13 protein-coding genes are annotated in these 15,942 nt (G+C 71.1%); 5 read left to right on the top strand and 8 right to left on the bottom strand.

The window, feature by feature from the left end:
• Window positions 1-7 precede the first annotated feature (7 nt).
• Window positions 8-295: a hypothetical protein gene (locus ACZ4O3_RS07370; protein WP_384990229.1), complete on the bottom strand. Its 288-nt coding sequence runs from the start codon at window positions 293-295 to the stop codon at window positions 8-10.
• A 137-nt stretch (window positions 296-432) separates the two neighbouring features.
• Between ACZ4O3_RS07370 and ACZ4O3_RS07365 the strand changes: the two genes are divergently transcribed.
• On the top strand, window positions 433-2,550 hold the full coding sequence (locus tag ACZ4O3_RS07365; protein WP_467721531.1) for a GAF domain-containing SpoIIE family protein phosphatase: 2,118 nt from the start codon (window positions 433-435) through the stop codon (window positions 2,548-2,550).
• A gap of 55 nt (window positions 2,551-2,605) precedes the next feature.
• Here the strand turns inward: ACZ4O3_RS07365 and ACZ4O3_RS07360 are convergent, their stop codons facing one another.
• The 6 genes from ACZ4O3_RS07360 to ACZ4O3_RS07335 form a co-directional block, all read right to left on the bottom strand.
• Complete coding sequence (locus tag ACZ4O3_RS07360; protein WP_362721672.1) at window positions 2,606-3,010, bottom strand: VOC family protein; 405 nt, start codon at window positions 3,008-3,010, stop codon at window positions 2,606-2,608.
• Between the two features lie 914 nt (window positions 3,011-3,924).
• Window positions 3,925-4,908 carry a zinc-dependent alcohol dehydrogenase family protein gene (locus tag ACZ4O3_RS07355; RefSeq protein WP_467721530.1) on the bottom strand — a complete coding sequence of 328 codons (984 nt, stop codon included), beginning with the start codon at window positions 4,906-4,908 and terminating at the stop codon, window positions 3,925-3,927.
• Window positions 4,909-5,019: 111 nt separating this feature from the next.
• Window positions 5,020-5,592: a TetR/AcrR family transcriptional regulator gene (locus ACZ4O3_RS07350; RefSeq protein WP_362721664.1), complete on the bottom strand. Its 573-nt coding sequence runs from the start codon at window positions 5,590-5,592 to the stop codon at window positions 5,020-5,022.
• Between the two features lie 216 nt (window positions 5,593-5,808).
• On the bottom strand, window positions 5,809-6,390 hold the full coding sequence (locus tag ACZ4O3_RS07345) for a hypothetical protein (RefSeq protein WP_467721529.1): 582 nt from the start codon (window positions 6,388-6,390) through the stop codon (window positions 5,809-5,811).
• Between the two features lie 132 nt (window positions 6,391-6,522).
• Window positions 6,523-8,142 carry an FAD-dependent oxidoreductase gene (locus ACZ4O3_RS07340; protein ID WP_467721528.1) on the bottom strand — a complete coding sequence of 540 codons (1,620 nt, stop codon included), beginning with the start codon at window positions 8,140-8,142 and terminating at the stop codon, window positions 6,523-6,525.
• A gap of 233 nt (window positions 8,143-8,375) precedes the next feature.
• Window positions 8,376-9,245 carry an alpha/beta hydrolase gene (locus ACZ4O3_RS07335; protein WP_467721527.1) on the bottom strand — a complete coding sequence of 290 codons (870 nt, stop codon included), beginning with the start codon at window positions 9,243-9,245 and terminating at the stop codon, window positions 8,376-8,378.
• Window positions 9,246-9,365: 120 nt separating this feature from the next.
• Here ACZ4O3_RS07335 and ACZ4O3_RS07330 point away from each other — a divergent pair, with 120 nt between their 5' ends.
• The 4 genes from ACZ4O3_RS07330 to ACZ4O3_RS07315 all read left to right on the top strand — a co-directional run bounded on the left by ACZ4O3_RS07330 (window position 9,366) and on the right by ACZ4O3_RS07315 (window position 15,108).
• Window positions 9,366-10,145 (top strand): hypothetical protein, encoded by a 780-nt coding sequence (locus ACZ4O3_RS07330; protein ID WP_467721526.1) that lies wholly within the window; start codon window positions 9,366-9,368, stop codon window positions 10,143-10,145.
• 391 nt (window positions 10,146-10,536) lie between these two features.
• Window positions 10,537-10,908: a hypothetical protein gene (locus ACZ4O3_RS07325; protein ID WP_467721525.1), complete on the top strand. Its 372-nt coding sequence runs from the start codon at window positions 10,537-10,539 to the stop codon at window positions 10,906-10,908.
• Window positions 10,909-11,251: 343 nt separating this feature from the next.
• Window positions 11,252-13,885 (top strand): carboxypeptidase regulatory-like domain-containing protein, encoded by a 2,634-nt coding sequence (locus ACZ4O3_RS07320; RefSeq protein ID WP_467721524.1) that lies wholly within the window; start codon window positions 11,252-11,254, stop codon window positions 13,883-13,885.
• Between the two features lie 152 nt (window positions 13,886-14,037).
• Entirely contained in the window at window positions 14,038-15,108 is a 1,071-nt protein-coding gene (locus ACZ4O3_RS07315; protein ID WP_362727934.1) for a helix-turn-helix transcriptional regulator, read from the top strand.
• 169 nt (window positions 15,109-15,277) lie between these two features.
• On the opposite strand, the gene ACZ4O3_RS07310 is transcribed toward ACZ4O3_RS07315, so the two are convergent.
• The gene (locus ACZ4O3_RS07310; protein ID WP_467721523.1) at window positions 15,278-15,562 is read right to left on the bottom strand and encodes a hypothetical protein; all 285 of its coding nucleotides are present in this window, start codon (window positions 15,560-15,562) and stop codon (window positions 15,278-15,280) included.
• Between the last annotated feature and the right edge of the window lie 380 nt (window positions 15,563-15,942).

Raw genomic sequence — 15,942 nt, 5'->3', positions numbered from 1 at the left:
ACCGCGGTCAGCCGAGGCCGCGGTGCGCCTCCCACAACGCTCCGGCCCGGGTGGCGGCCTCGGCGATCAGAGCCGTCAGTCCGGGCTCGTCCGGGACCGGGAACGAGACGTACGCGCCCCGGCCGCCGGCGACCGGGCGGCCGTAGGCCTTCGCGGCGAGCCGGCCGTCGGGGAGGAGCCGTACGTTGAGCGTGGTCAGCGTGAACGCCTCGCCGCGGCGGGTGTCCGTCCAGCGGAGTCCCTCCGGAATCGTGACGTTGATCGCCAGGGCACTCACGTCCAGGTCGCCGCTCATGGCCGCGTGATCCCGTGCGAGCCGTCGCGGAGCCTGCGCGACCGAACGGAGGTATCGGGCTATTGTCCGTATACATCATTTTGTCGTCTCGGTGGGCCAGGTGTGACGCCTGAACGCGCCTGAGTTCAGGAAGGGCGGTGAGGGTAGTGGTGTGGGCTGCCGCCTCGGGCTCCGAACGGGACTGGGCGGACATGGCCCGGCTGTTGCGGCGCCTGGCCGAGGACGCCGCCGCGTCCAGCGCCATGGTGTTCCTCCTCCCGACCGAGGAACCGGTTCTCCACTTGTCGATGTTGTACGGGATGTCCTGGACCGTCGCCTCGCCGTGGGCGCGGATCCATGTGGAGGAGTCGATCCCGGCGGCCGAGGCGACGCGGGAGCGGCGCGTGGTCTGGGTCGGCGACCCCCAGGTGCTGGCGATGCACTACCCCCGGCTCGCCCTCATGGTGCCGGAGCACATGGTGGTGGCGGCCCCCATGGTCGCCGCGGACACCGTGCGGGGTGCGGTCTGCCTGCTGTGGCCGCCGTCGCACCCCGGCGATCTGAGCGCGGGAGAAACGGCGGCGATCGAGGCGTACTGCCAGGAGGCGGGGCGGTTACTGGAGCGTGCGAGCCGGAGCGGGCATCCACTGGTGTCCGGGGCGCGTGCGCTGGCCGTGGACTCGGACCGCCCCGGCCCACCCGAAGCGGCCGAGGCGCTGGCGGCCTACGACTACGTCGTCCGTCTGCCGGGAGCCATGTCCCTGGACCTGGACGGCAGGATCTCCTTCGCCGGCGACGCGGCCGCCGGTCTGCTCGGGGTGCCGGCGGCGGACCTGGCGGCCGGGCGGCCGTGGGAACGTGTGCCGTGGCTCGGTGACAGCGCCTTCGAGGAGCGGTTCCGTGCCGCGGTCATCGGCCACCGGCCCGTCCGTTTCACGGCCGGGCGGACACCTGACGCACGTGTGCGCTTCGAGCTCTACCCCGACGCGAGCGGTGTCAGCGTCCACATGACCCCGCTCCCCCACCCTCCGTCGGCCGCCCGGCTCCCTCACGTCTCCCCTGCGGAACACACCGAGGTCAGGCCCTACCACCAGCTGATGCACCTCGCGGCGGCGCTCACGGAGACCGTGCGGGTCAAGGACGTCGCGGAGACCATCGCCAACCAGCTCCTGCCCGCCTTCGGGGCCGCGGGCCTGATCCTGATGGCGGCGTCCGAGGGACGGCTGCACGTGGTCGGCCAACGCGGTTACACCACGGCCTTCCTGTCCCTCTTCGACGGCCACTCCCTCGGCTCGGACAACCCGCCCGCGAAGGCGCTGACCGGTCATACTCCGCTGTTCTTCGGCAGCTTCGCCGAGTTCAAGCGGGCCTACCCGGACGCGGTCCAGTACGGCGCCAGGAACGCCTGGGCGTTCCTGCCACTGGTCATCCGCGGCCGGCCGGTGGGAATGCTGGTCCTGTCCTTCGACCACGCCCGGGACTTCCCTGCCGCGGAGCGTCATCTCATGGTCTCCATGGCCGGGTTGGTCGCCCAGGCCCTGGACCGGGCCTGTCTGCACGAGGCCAAGGACGACCTCGCGCGCACCCTGCAGACCGGTCTGCTGCCGAAACGCCTGCCCACGGTCCCCGGCCTGAGCGTCGCCGCCCGCTACCTGCCCGCCGGACTCGGCATGGACGTCGGGGGCGACTTCTACGACCTGATCCGCAGCGAAGGCAACAGCGTGACGGCGGTCATCGGCGACGTCCAGGGCCACAACGTCCAGGCCGCGGCCGTCATGGGCCAGCTGCGCACCGCCGTACACACCCACGCCGTCGCGGGCATGGGTCCGGACGATCTGCTGGCCCGCACCAACCAGGTGATGTGCGACTTCGGCACCGGTCTGTTCGCCAGCTGCCTCTGCCTCCAGTTCGACCTCACCCGCCGCCGTGTCCTGTTCGCGACGGCCGGTCATCTTCCCCCTCTGCTGCGCCGTCCGGACGGCCGTACCGAGGCCCTCGCGCTCCCGCCCGGACCGCTGCTGGGCATCGTGCCCGACGCCGACTACCCGTGCGTGGAGCTGCCGTTGGTCGCGGGCACCGCGCTGGCCCTGTACACCGACGGCCTCGTCGAGGCGCCCGGCGTCGACATCGGGGATGCCGTGACCGCGCTCGCGGTCCGGTTCGCACAGTCCCCGGACGACGACATCGAAGTCCTCACGGACAGGCTGCTCGGGGACGCGTCGTGCAATCCGCACGCCGACGACATCGCCGTGCTGCTGGTCCGCTTCACCGGCTGACGTCCGGTCGGCCCCGGCGCGGGTGGGCCAGGGCACGCCCTGGCCCACCACCGCCTCACGAGGCCGTCGGTGACTGCTCGTGGCTGCCGTAGGGCCGCGTGATGATCTCCATGCCGTGCCCGGCCGGATCCATGAAGTACAGACCGCGCCCACCATGATGGTGGTTGATCTCTCCAGGCTGCCGCAGACGCGGATCGGCGTAGTACGTGATCCCGGCCCGCTGGATGCGTTCGAAGGCCGCGTCGAACTCCTCGTCGGACACGAGGAACGCGTAGTGCTGCGCGGCGATCGACTCCCGCGGGATCGCGGCGAAGTCCAGGGTGACCCCGTTGCCGGTGGTCACGGGAATGAACGGGCCCCACTCGGCCCCGACCTCAAGCCCCAGAAGGTGCGCCAGGAACTCTGCCGACTCCCGGTTGTCCCGGGCATGGACGATGGTGTGATTCAACTCGACTGACATGTGTGGAATGCCTCCGCAAGGCAATCTCACGGGCACCTCCATGCCTCACCCGGCCGGTGACCGACACGCGATGCCGTGCCCGTGATCCTAGCGCCGGGCGAAAGCGTGCTCCGCCCGGCGGTCGCGGAGGCCGTGGAGCAGTTCCCGTGGCCGTGCTCGTGTTCCTGCCCGGGGCATCGACTGGGCCGGGCCGGGCATCGGCCGGGTCGCGGCGGCGGTCTGGGCGGCCCGGTTCGCCGCCGTGGTGGAGGCCTCGAACCGCGGTTCGGACGGGGCCGGCAATCGGTCGAGCAACCGAAGGGCGCCGGTGCAGTCACCGGAGGTCCGGCGCCGCCACCTGCTGATCGGCGTGAACTTCACCGGCCCGCGTCCGGACAGTCCCCCGGCCGCACGACCGTCTCGACGAGCCGCAGGTGGCGGAGGACGAAGACGGTGGAGTTCCACAGGTTTTCGTTGGCGGCGAGCGACTCCACTTTGGACGGCAGGTACCGGGCCCCGGCGGCCCACGGGTTCGGCGGATGCTCTGCCCGCCGACCGCCGCCACGGCTGAGCCGCTGCCGAAAGCGGCCACCGCGAGGCCGAACACTGCGGCGGCAGCGGCGGCGACCACCGCCAGAGCCGCCCCGCGGGCCGCTCCGAAAGGATTCATGCCGCCTGTCGACGGAGGACGCAACTGGGTGTGCGGGACGCGTTGCATGTCCGGACGGCGACCCGCACCTGCATACTCGGCATGTACGCCACGAGCGCCCATCGGGCGGCGTCGGAGATGCGTCGACGTACCGGTCGGCCACAACGTCCGCCCGACTCACCGGCTGGACCGAACCGCATGCCGTGTACGTGCCCCTGGTACCGACGTCGTCGGCCGGCCGTGGTCGGACGCGTCTGCAGGTCGGCCGGTGGCGCATGGACGAGCGTCAGTCGATGTCGACCACGATCTTGCCCTGGGCGGTGCCGTTCTCCACGGCCGCGTGGGCGTCGGCGACGGTGGCGAGCGTGAACTGCCGGGGATCGAGCCGGGGCTTGAGTGTCCCCGCGTCGGCGAGCGCGGCCGCCTCACGCATGATCTCTCCATGGTGCTCCCGACCGTGGCCGGTCAGCATCGGCAACAGGGTGAAGACACCGGAGTAGGTGGCTCCGCGGAAGGAGAGAGGGGCGATGCTGTGGGTGCCCCAGCCCAGGGCGCTCAGGACGTGTCCGGTGTAGGTGCGTACCGCCGTGAAGGACGCGTCGAGCACCGGACCGCCGACGGTGTCGAAGACGATGTCGAAGCCCTCTCCCGCGGTGTACTTGGCGACGTACTCGTCCACGCCGGTGGTGGTGTAGTCGATCGGCGTCGCCCCCAGGCTCCTGACGACCTCCAGCCGCGCGGGCGACGCGGTGGCGAAGACCTCGGCGCCGCGGGCACGGGCGATCTGGACGGCCACGTGGCCGATTCCGCCGGCACCGCCGTGGATGAGGACCTTCTGCGCCGGGTGGACCCGCGCCCGGTCGACCAGTCCCTCCCAGGCCGTGATGAAGACCAGAGGCAGGGCGGCGGCCTCGCGCATGGTGAGCGAGGCCGGCTTGCGGGCGAGCAGGCGGGCGTCGACGGAGGCGTATTCGGCGAGCGAGCCCTGCAGACCACCGACGCCACCGGTCATGCCGTAGACCTCGTCGCCGGGGGCGAAGTCGGTGACGCCCGCGCCGATTTCCTCGACCACGCCGGCGAGGTCCATGCCGAGCACGGCGGGCAGCGCGCTCTTGGCATGGGCGGCCTTGCCCGCCCGGATCTTGGTGTCCAGCGGGTTGACGCCGCTGGCCTCGACTTTGACCAGCACCTGGCCCGGGCCGGCGGTGGGCTTTTCGACCTCGCTCAGGATCAGCGGAGTACCGAACTCTTGCAGGACCACTGCGCGCATGACTGCGCCTCTTTCCGTTTTGTCAGGTGAATATGGGGGCGACGCGGAAAGGACTGCCCGGAAAGCCGCGGGCGTCCGACGGCTGCAGTCCCACCGCGCGCGGGTGTGCGATCACAGGTGGCCGGCGACAAGCAGGCGAGCCGCGGACTTCGCCTCGTCCACGACGGTGCGGTCCTGGAGCAGGCGCCCGGAAGCCAGCGCACCGTCTATCAGGAGGCCGATGTGCCGGGCCAGCGATTCGGGGGTGGCTGCGCCGGCCTTCTCGCTCACCTCGGTCAGCCATGCCTGACGGCGTCGCGTGTGCTGCACGGTGATGGCCCGGGCCTCCGAGTCGAGGTCGGCCTCGACCGCCGCGCTGACGAACGGGCATCCGAAGAAGCCGTGCCGGTCGAAGGCGTCCGTCAGTGCGTCGAAGAGCCCGACGAGCTGCTCGCGCGGGTCGTCCCCCGCGCGAGCGGCGGCGCCCTGCAACTGAGCCGTCCAGGAGTCGTCCGTCCTGCGCAGGTAGGCCGCGACCAGCTCCTCCTTGGTGCGGAAGTGCACGTACAGCGTCGACTTCGCGACGCCTGACGCCGCGATGACCTGCTCTATCCCCACCCCGCGCAGTCCGTTCGCGTAGAACAGCTCGGCCGCCGCGGCGAGGATCCGCTCCTCGGACTTCGTCTTCCTGATCTGCGTCACCATGACCGCACCTCCTTAATCGAACAGACTAGTTCGTTCGATTAGTCGATGCAAGAACGCACCTCAGCTGCGGGGGGCGGCTCCTCGTATCCCGCTGGAACGATCGGTGGATTCACGGCGAGCTCGGCAAGGCGACCCGCGGTCCCGTGTCGCCCGCGGACCGGCCAGGACGTCGAAGCCGTAACCGAGGGCGGCGAGCCCCGCGACGGCCGTCGCCAGTCAGAGCGCGGCACGCCGCCGGCCCCGTACGGCGGCGAGAGCAGCGAGGGCGGCGGCGGTCCCGCCGAACACCAGGACCGGCAGGCCCAGCAGGATCACGTCCGGGGTGGTCTCGCCCTCGAAAGCGCCGAGAAGGCCCTTCCGGCCGTACGGGAGGCAGACCGCGAAACCCGCCGGCGCACCGAGTACCGCCGTCAGGCACCCCGCGGCACCGGTGACGGCTTCGCGACGGCTCTTGTGTTCAGTTTCCCTATGCACGGACACGCCTCGCCGAGGCTGGAACGTTCCGCCGACGCCGGACAGGTCCTGCACCGTCACCCCGACCGACGGTGTCCGGCCGTCGGCTCTCCCGGTGTCATGGGGTCGCCTCCCCTTCGCTGCGTCGGCGTGGCTGGTGAGAGCGCTGGTGAGAGCGGTCACGGCGGTGACGACCGACCGGCGGTGCATTGCCGCGCGCTGCACCTCGGGTTCGCCGAGCGGGTTGCGGACGCGTTCGGCCGCGGCGTCCCGGGCCGGCGCGGCGCCGAGCGCGATCTTCATCAGGTCGGGGGCCAGCGTGAACCGCACGCCGTACCTCTTCACCTGCCGCGCAGGGTGCTGCCACACTTCCGTGCCCAGGGCGGTGGCCGGTCGCCGGCATGCCGGCGCCGGTGCACCAGGACGAGCCCATGGGCCGCCGCCCAACCCCGTGAAGCGGCCGACCTGGGCCGTCGTTCACCGTCCGAGCAGCCGCCTGATCACGTCGTCCAGTTCACGTCCGTCGGCTGCCGGTCCGTCGTCGGATCGCCAGGCCACGAAGCCGTCCGGGCGCACGAGGACCGCGCCGTCGGGTGTCGTCCCGTGTACGGCCGACCAGTCGGGGCCCTCTCCGGTGTCGAGGTCGAATGCGTCTCCCCTGCCCATGAGGTAGGCCTCGATCGGCACACCCAGCCGTCCGGCCGTCCCGCGCGCGGCTTCGGCCCAGTCCGGGCGCCCGCAGAGCAGGACGAAGGAGTCCTCGTACAGGTCGATGGTGGAGAGGGCCTCACCACCGCGTACGACCTGCATGTGGGGGGCGCGGCTGCCCGGGTCGGCGCACAGGCGCAGCAGATCGGGGACGACGGGTCCGCCGGCACCGGCCACCGCCGCGGACGTGTAGCGGTATCCGAGCGCCACCGTGATCGGTACCTCGGAGTACCCCGCCGATTTCCTGGCGGTGTAGCCGGAGTTCTGGTCGCTGCGCGCCTGGGAGGTCGACCGTGTGCTGATGGCCTGGGCCAGCGGGCGGCGCTCGGCCTCGTAGGTGTCGAGCAGGCGGGGGTCCGCCCAGCCGCGCAGGACGGCGGCGACCTTCCACGCGAGGTTGTGTGCGTCCTGAATGCCGACGTTGGCGCCGAAGGCTCCGGTCGGCGGCATTTCGTGTGCCGAGTCGCCGACGAGGAACACCCTGCCGTCGCGGTAGCCGTCCGCCAGCCGCTCCGCCGCGCACCAGGGCGCCTTGCTGGTGATCTCGATGTCCAGGTCGCGCATCCCGGCCGCCGCGCGGATGTGCTCGGTGCACAGTTCGTCGGTGAAGTCCTCGGCCGTCTGTCCCTTCTCGGGGAACCAGGGCAGCTGGAAGATCCAGCACTCCTTGTCGTCCACGGGCTGGAGCACACCCTGGCCGGCAGGATCGGTGACGTAGCACAGGACGAAATGGTCCTCCCCCACCATCTCGCGCAACATCCGGCTGCGGAACACGACGCTGAGGCGGTGGAACAGGACTCCCGGTCCCGTCTGCCCGATGCCGAGCCGCTCGCGGACGGTGCTGCGCGGGCCGTCGGCGGCGATCAGGTAGTCCGCGCGCAGCGTGCGGGATTCACCGGATCCCGTGTCGCGCACGACAGCCGTCACACCGCGATCGTCCTGTGTGAACGACGTCAGCTCCGTCGCGAACCGTACGTCCCCGCCGAGTTCCCTGGTGCCCCGCAGCAGTACCGGTTCGAGGTCGCTCTGGGGGCAGTCGCAGCGAACCGCGGAACAGAGACCGTGCTCGGGCGGGCTGCCGGTGACCGGCGCCTGCAACCACTCGCGGTGTTCGCCGTGCAGCGTGTCCACCCGGAGGATTCCCCGGTTGTGTGACAGGTTTCCCGCCGCCCGGCGGATCGCCGGCTCCAGGCCCGCGGTCCGGAAGAGTTCCATCGTCCGCATGTTGGTGCGCCGGCCGCGCGGGTGCTCCGACAGCGTCGTACGGCGTTCGACGACCTGGTGGCGGATGCCGAGGCGCCCGAGGAACAACGATGCGGACAGTCCCACGAGCGCTCCCCCGGCGATCAGCACGGGTACATGTTCGTCAGCGTCACCGCTACCGTTCATACGATCGTCTCCTCCAGGGTCCGGAGCGCCGTGTTGCACCAGCGCCTCCCTGGAGGACTCTTCCTCACCTCTGCCGACTTCTGGCTGATCACGCCCGAGTGATCGCCCGGATGCCGTATCGAGGCCGCGGGGAAACGCCGCTGCACGGGCTGCGGGCCCGCGGCCGAGGGCGAGCCCCTGGACCGGACCGTCGCCGACGAGTACTTCGCCGCCTCGGGGGAGGCCGAGGCAGGTCACCAACCGGAGGGAGCTGTCCTGGCTAGCCTGTCGAGGATGTGCGGCCACGCAGCCTCTCCCAGGAGCGCGTCCGCTCTTGGCGTGCCTCCGTAAAGGAAGTGCGGGGAGGCCGACGCCGGGCTCTCGCCGGGAAAGCGTGGTCGGTGGCCGGCGTCCTGGCGGGCGATCAGATGGGCGGTGGTCCCGGCTGAGCGCCGGCGTGCCGCCAGTTGTCCGGCGAAGGGGAGAGAGGGCCACATCGCGTCGTCGCCGCCGGCGACGAGCACCAGATCGGCCCGCGCTCTGTCGACGGGGATCTGCGCCCGAGGGAGCAGGTGAGCGAAACGCCGCTCGCTGGCTTCGTACCATCCACGGATGGCGACCGGACCGTTTTCCGGGCCGGCGGGGGTCCAGGAATCATCCATGGGAACAAAAGGCAGAGCCTGCCCCTGCCAAGTCCACGAAGAGCGATACGGGCGCTGCTCCCCATCCGTGCCCGGGCCCACATTGCACCAGACTCGCGAGGTGGGTGACACCGCGATGACAACGTCCACGCGCGGATCGTGCACGGACGTCAGCAGAGCTGCTTCAGCTCCCTTGGAGACACCGAGGATGCCGACGCGCCGGGCCCCGTTCGCGATGAGGAGGTCGACCGCGGCGGTGAAGGTCTCCAAGGGGATCTCACAGATTCCCCGGGGTTGTCCTGGTCCGCCGAACCAACGGATGGACAGAGCGATGACGCCCTGCCGGGCGAGGATGCGTGCTCTCTCGTGCTCGATACGTCCGCTGGAACCGGCCAGGACCAGAACGCCGACGTCACTGCCGCGCGCGGGCGTGACAAGAACGCCTTCCCAGGGATGGATCAGTTCGTGTTCAGCAACGTCCACGTGTTCTCCCGGCTCGACGCGAGTACAGCCCTCTCACAGCGGCCCCGGTGGATCCGTGCGGCATGGCGAGGACGCTGATCACATAACCTCTCCTCGCACGCACACGACAAGGGGAGGATCATGCGAGGCAGAACGGCCTGGGCCGCGGCCGGCGGGGCTGCGGCGCTGGTGGTGACGACGGCGACCGGAGCGCACGCGGAGGGGCGGGGCGACGTCCGGGTGGTGAAGACCGTCGTCAACGGCGGCGGCAACGTCATCGTGGGAACGTCGAAGACGATCCGCTACCCGATCGACATCACCGTCAAGGACAACTCGGGAGTCAAGAAACTCACGGACGTCCTCACCTTCAACAAGACGAACGCCTACACCTTCGCGGCCTGGGACTCCGACTCGTCCTGCACGAAGAAGAGCTCGACCACCTCGGTGTGCCGGGCCACCATCACCATCGTCCCCGCCTGGATTCCCGACAGCGACGACATCGACAGCAACAGGGTCGCCGGGGTCTGGCGGGTCGACGCCACCGTCAAGGCGAACGACGGTGACTACTGGATCTGCGACCACATCGCCGAGTACAAGGTCAAGCGGGCGGCTCGACTCACCACGGTGATCGCACCCGAGAAGGTCGCCAAGGGCGCCAAGGCCACCATCACCGGCAAGCTGTCACGGGCCAACTGGGAAGACCTGAAGTACCACGGGTTCACCGGGCAGCAGGTCAAGCTCCAGTTCCGCAAGAAGGGCGCCGCCCACTACAGCACGGTCAGGACCGTGACCACCGGCGACGCCGGAAAGCTGAGCACCAGGGTGACGGTCGCGTCGGCCGGCAGCTGGCGCTGGTACTTCCCCGGCACCACGACCACCTCGCTGAAGGTGTCGGCCGCAGACGTACTCAACCTGAAGTAACCCGCGCACGACTGCGCAGGAGCCTCCTCGGCCTCGGGGTGTCCCGTGGGCCGCACAGCCCGTACTCGAGGGGCGGACTCCCACCCGGATCGACTCGGCGGCGTCCGGCCCGGACGGACACGCCCCGGCCGTCGGCGCCGCCCGCGGCCAGGGTCCCCTTGTCGGCCCGGCCGGAGACGTTCCCACACGGCTGTGGGACATGAACGTCGACGATGCCATCGAGCGCATCTGCGCAATCACCCGCAAGACGCTCACGCCCGGGGGCCGGCAACAGGACGTCGGCGACATCCCCGGCCACCGCCCACGCCGCACCTGACCCCGCCGGCCGACCGCCTCCCACGGGCCTGGGACCGGAGACCTCCAGGGACTGCTCGACGTACTCGCCCCGGACGTGGTGTTCGTCAGCGACGGCGGCGGCCTCAGGCTGACGGCCCTGCGGCCGGTCGTCGGCGCCGACAAGGTGCTCCGTTACCTGGCCGGCAGTGTCGCCAAGGCCGGTGGCACCTTCACCAGCGAGCCGACCACGGTCAACGGCAGCCCCGCACTCGTCCTGCGCGTGGACGGCGCCATCGACGGCGTGCTGGCCTTCAGCGTCGAGAACGCCCGTGTCACCCGCCTCTACTACGTCCGCAACCCCGAAAAACTCACCGAGTCGAGTCCGAGACCCTTCTCGCCTCCCGCTGACCGCCGCAGCCGGAAAGGCGCCCACCGACGCTCTGCGAGGCACGTCCGAATACCGTCGCGGCGCTGCGCACCAATTTGAATTCGCCCCGAATGGAGAGCCGGATATCCGCCGCGCCAGGTACGCACCCGAATGGATTGTGCAACCGGGCGGTCCGCATGGGCAATGGCGGAAGACAGGACATTCGTGCGGCTGCACAAGTGAGAATCGCGAGGCGGCTTACCGAGCCCATAGCGGCCGAGCTACCGCGAAAATATGCATCAACTCCCCCTTTTCCGGCCACTTGTAGCGGGGACATGCACTCGTAACAGGCCACGCATTGACAGTCGCACCGTGCACGGCAGCTAATTAGCGCTGCGCATCAGCGCCTACACATTTCCTGCCACCGGCCCTCTTGTGAAGGCCATATCGCCACAGGTGGAACATGACGATATCCAAACGCGCGGAGAGCGACTTTCCCGCACATCCCGCGCTTCGCGCTCTGCGGCGCGGCGCCGCGCTCCTCGGCGTCGCGGCGGTGGCCCTGCTGGGTGTCCAGCCCGCCGCGCACGCCGGAACCCGCCCCGAGCCGCACCCGGCCGCCTCATCGACGCGGCTCGGCACGGCCGGTGCCGAGACCGACGTCTCCGGGGCCGACCTCACGCCCCTGTGCGGCGGCACCCCCGCCCCGGGGCACGCGGCCTGCTACGCCATGCGCACACCGGGCGGGACGGCCCGCCTGAGTGCGGCCCAGACTCCGGCGGGGCTGGGACCGCAGGACATCCGCAGCGCCTACGACCTGCCGTCCGACGGCGGAGCGGGGCGGACGATCGCGATCGTCGACGCGTACGACAACCCCAACGCCGAAGCGGATCTCGCCGTCTACCGCGCCCAGTTCGGGCTTCCGCCGTGCACCACGGCGAACGGCTGCTTCGACAAGGTGGACCAGCGCGGCGGTACCGCCTACCCCATGACGAGCGACTCCTGGGCCGGCGAGATCGCCCTCGACCTGGAGATGGTCTCCGCCGCCGCCCCGCAGGCGCACATCATCCTCGTGGAGACCGACAACGACGGCCTCGACAACCTCGCGGCCGGGGTCGACAGAGCGGTCGCCCTCGGCGCCAAGTACGTCTCCAACTCCTATGGCCGAAGCGGTGACTCCGACACCGACCAGGCGACGTACGGCGCCTCCTACGACCATCCCGGTGTCGCCGTGGTGGCGGCGAGCGGGGACAACGGATACGGGGTCGCCTTCCCCGCGACCCTGTCCACGGTGACCTCGGTCGGCGGCACGGACCTGGTCGCCGATCCGTCCAGTGCCCGCGGATGGTCCGAGACCGTCTGGAACCGCGACACCTACGCGCCCGGCTCCGGATGCGCCACACATCAGCCGAAGCCCGCCTTCCAGAAGGACACCGGCTGCGCCGGCCGCAGTGTCGCCGACGTCTCGGCCGTAGCTGACAACGTTGCCGTGTACTCCACGTTCGGCTCGACCGGAACGGGCTGGCAGCGCTACGGCGGCACCAGCGTCGCCACGCCCGTGATCGCGGCCGTGTACGCGCTGGCGGGCAGCCCGCGTCCCGGCACGTACCCGAACTCCTATCCCTACGCGGCGGGCGGCGCCGGCCTGACCGACATCACCGGCGGATCGAACGGCACCTGCGACACCGCGTACCTGTGCACCGCGGGCGCCGGTTACGACGGACCGACCGGACTCGGCACACCGTCCGGCCTGGCGGCGTTCCGCAGCGGCCCGAGCGGCACCGTCTCCGGCGTGGTCAAGGACGCCAGGACCGGCCGCCCCGTCGCCGGAGCCACCGTGGGCACCGGCCTCGACGTCGCCACGACCCTCCAGGACGGCACCTACTCCCTGAACCTGCCCGCCGGCCGGGTCGACGGCCTGACCGTCACCGCGTTCGGCTACCGCACCACCGCGCCGATCGCCCTCGACATCGCCGACGGCCAGGCGGTGACCCACGACGTCGCCATGGCGCCGCTGCCGCGCGTGCACGTCCGCGGCACGGTCAGGGACGGCTCGGGACACGGCTGGCCGCTCTACGCCCGCCTCTCCGTCGAGGGGTCGCCCGAGGCCCCGGCCTGGACCGATCCGGTGACGGGCGCGTACGACATCACCCTGCCGAAGAACGCCGGCTACAAGCTGGATGTCAGTGCCGCGCTGCCCGGCTACGAACCCCTCACCCGAGCGGTGACGGTGGCGGCCAGGCCGGTGACCGCGAACGTGGCCATGACCGCCGACCCGGACGCCGCCACCGCGGTCGGCTACACCCCCCGCCGCGCCGACGCGACCGAGACCTTCGACTCCAGCACCGCGGCCCCGGCCGGCTGGACGGTCACGAACGCCGCCGGCACCGGCAACGGATGGCAGTTCGACGATCCCATCCAGCGCGGCAACGCCACCGGAGGAACCGGTTCCTTCGCCGTCGTGGAGAGCGACCAGGGACCGTTCGGACCGCACCAGGACAGCCGGCTGACCTCTCCGGCCTACGATCTGTCGGGCGCGCAGTCCGCGGAGCTGACCTTCCGGACGGCCTACACGGCCAACCTCAGCCAGCAGCACATGACCGTGGACGCCAGCACGGACGACGGAAAGACCTGGGAGAACGTCTGGGGCGGACCGAGGGTCGGCGGCTCGGAGGACCACCTGAGCGTCGCCGTGCCGCTGCGCCAGTACGCCGGGCAACGATCCGTGCGCCTGCGCTTCCACTTCGTGGCCGACTGGGGCTACTACTGGGCGCTCGACGACGTCACCCTCCAGAGCCGCCTCCTGGAACCGGTCCCGGGCGGGCTGGCCGTCGGCACCGTCCGGGACGCGAGGAGCGGCGCGGGCGTGGTCGGCGCCACCGTCCTCGACACTCGCGCCCCGGACAACTCCGCGGTCACGGCCGCCACTCCGGACGATCCGAACGTGAGTGACGGTCTGTACACGCTGTTCCTGCCCCGCTCCGGCCGCCAGGGCCTGCGGGCCGAGGCACCGGGTTACGCACCGCTCACCCACACGGCGGCGGTGCACGACGACCGGGTCACCCGGGTGGACTTCCGGGTGCGCCGCCACGGTTAGGAACCCCGCGTCACGGCCGTCGGGCGGTGCCGTGCCCACCGGGCACGGCACCGCCCGCGGTGATCCGCCCCGGAACTACCATCGAGTCCGGCCGGTCGGGTTGTCCGGCCTGGGTTCGTACCGCTTTTTGGCGCACAGGAGTGTCACACCGTATGGACGTCACGTCGGACAGTCCCTGGGGGTCTATCGGACTGGACCGGTTCGAGGGGCAGTTGCTGGAGCACCTGATGGGGTCGCCGCCGGCCGACACCGCATCGGTGGCGCATGTGGCGGGGGTGTCCACGGCCAAGGCCGAGCAGGCGCTGCGCCGGCTGGAGGAGGTCTCACTGGTGCAGCGGAGCGCCGGACAGCCCGCCCGCTGGACGGCCGGTCCGCCGCGGTCCTCGCTCGGGGCACTGCTGGCACGCCGTCGCACCGAACTGGCCCGGGCAGAGGATCTGGCGGAACGCCTCTACGCGGCGTACGAGGCGGCCTCCGCCCCGCGGTCCGCGCACCTGGTGGAGGTCCTGCAACAGGGTGAGGAGGTGGCCGGACGCTACGCGCAGCTGTTGCGGGGCAGCTCCGTCGAGGTCCTGCACCTGGCGAAGCCCCCCTACGTCACGGCCGACCGGACGTCCGCACCGGTGCCGGAGGTCGGTCCGGGGGTGCGTCTTCGCTCCGTGTACGAGACGGAGGGATTCACCGACGCGGTGTCGCTGGACACCGCGTCACGCGGCACGGCCGGTGGTGGGGAGTTGCGCCTCGCGTCCTTCCTGCCGACGAAACTGGTGGTGTTCGACCGGACCTCGGCACTGCTGCCGGTGCGTTCCGAACGGCCGGCGGCAGGATCGCTGGTGGTCCATTCCTTCGCGCTGGTGGCGTCGCTGGCCGCGCTCTTCGAGATGGTGTGGGACCAGGCGGTCCCCGCGTCCCTGAACGCCGGGCACGCCCGGACGGCGCCGCCCCGGCGACCTGCCGCCGTACCGGTCGACGAACGGACCCGGGAGATCCTCGGGTTGATGGCGACCGGCATGAAGGACGACGCGATCGCGCGGGCGCTGGGAATCAGTCGCCGCACCGTCCAGAAGCACGTCAGCGACGCGGGTACGGCGCTCGGTGCGAAGACGCGTTTCCAGATCGGTCTCCTCGCGGCGGAGCAGGGCTGGCTGGACCGGCGCGCTCCCGGCCAGGCCCCGGGCACACGGCACGCTCACGGGCCGGGCCGTACGGCCGTCACGTCGTGACGCCGCCGGACGGTGACCCCGTGCCCTGACGGGGGCACAGGAAGGTGTCCGGCGCGGTGCCCCACGTCGCGCGGTTCTGCCGGTCGGGCAGGATGCCGCAGCTGAACAACGTGGTGGTGGCGCCGTCCGGTGGGAGGATCTCGCGGATGTAGACCGCCTTGTCGGGCGGCTACTTGTTCCTGCCGTCCAGTTGCGGCACCCCCGAAGCGCCCGGGTACCGGGACACGCCGTGGGCGGTGAGCCACAGGTAGATGTCGTTGGGCTGGACGTCCGTGGAGGCCGGCAGCAGGTTCTCGATGACCTTGGAGACGATGCCGACGGTGTCGAACCCGCCGGCCGCGTCGGCGTCGGCGCTCAGGTGCCCGAAGACACCTGCGAAGTCCTGCGTGAACTGGGCGTACGGATCCCGGGGGTCCGACGTGGGGGCGTTCGCCGTCTCGTAGAAGAGCGTCATGTACGGGTAGGCCCGTGCCGTCCGCGCGGGGCGGAGCTGGAAGTCGATGGGGGCGCTCTCGGCGATCAGGCAAAATGGTCGTGCCCTGGGGCGGCCGGCAGTGACCGCCCGCGCGCTGGATGGCGTTGAGGAAGCCGGGCAGTACACCCGACCGTGCGAGGTAGACGACGATCCCGTACGTGGCGGAGACCTTGTTGCACACGTCGGTGGCGATGGTGTCCGGTGTGGTGGCTCCGGGTTTCTCGCTGTAGGTGACCTCGTCGATGCCGCCGTACGTCCGGTAGGCGCGCACGAAGACGTTCCTCAGGTCGGTGCTGAGGGAGGTGTCCGTCGGGTCGTAGACGACGACGGCGCGGGGCCTGTCACCGGTGAGGCGGTGG

Source organism: Streptomyces sp. NPDC026515, from assembly GCF_055567595.1.
This window is presented reverse-complemented; position numbering and strand designations above follow the sequence as displayed.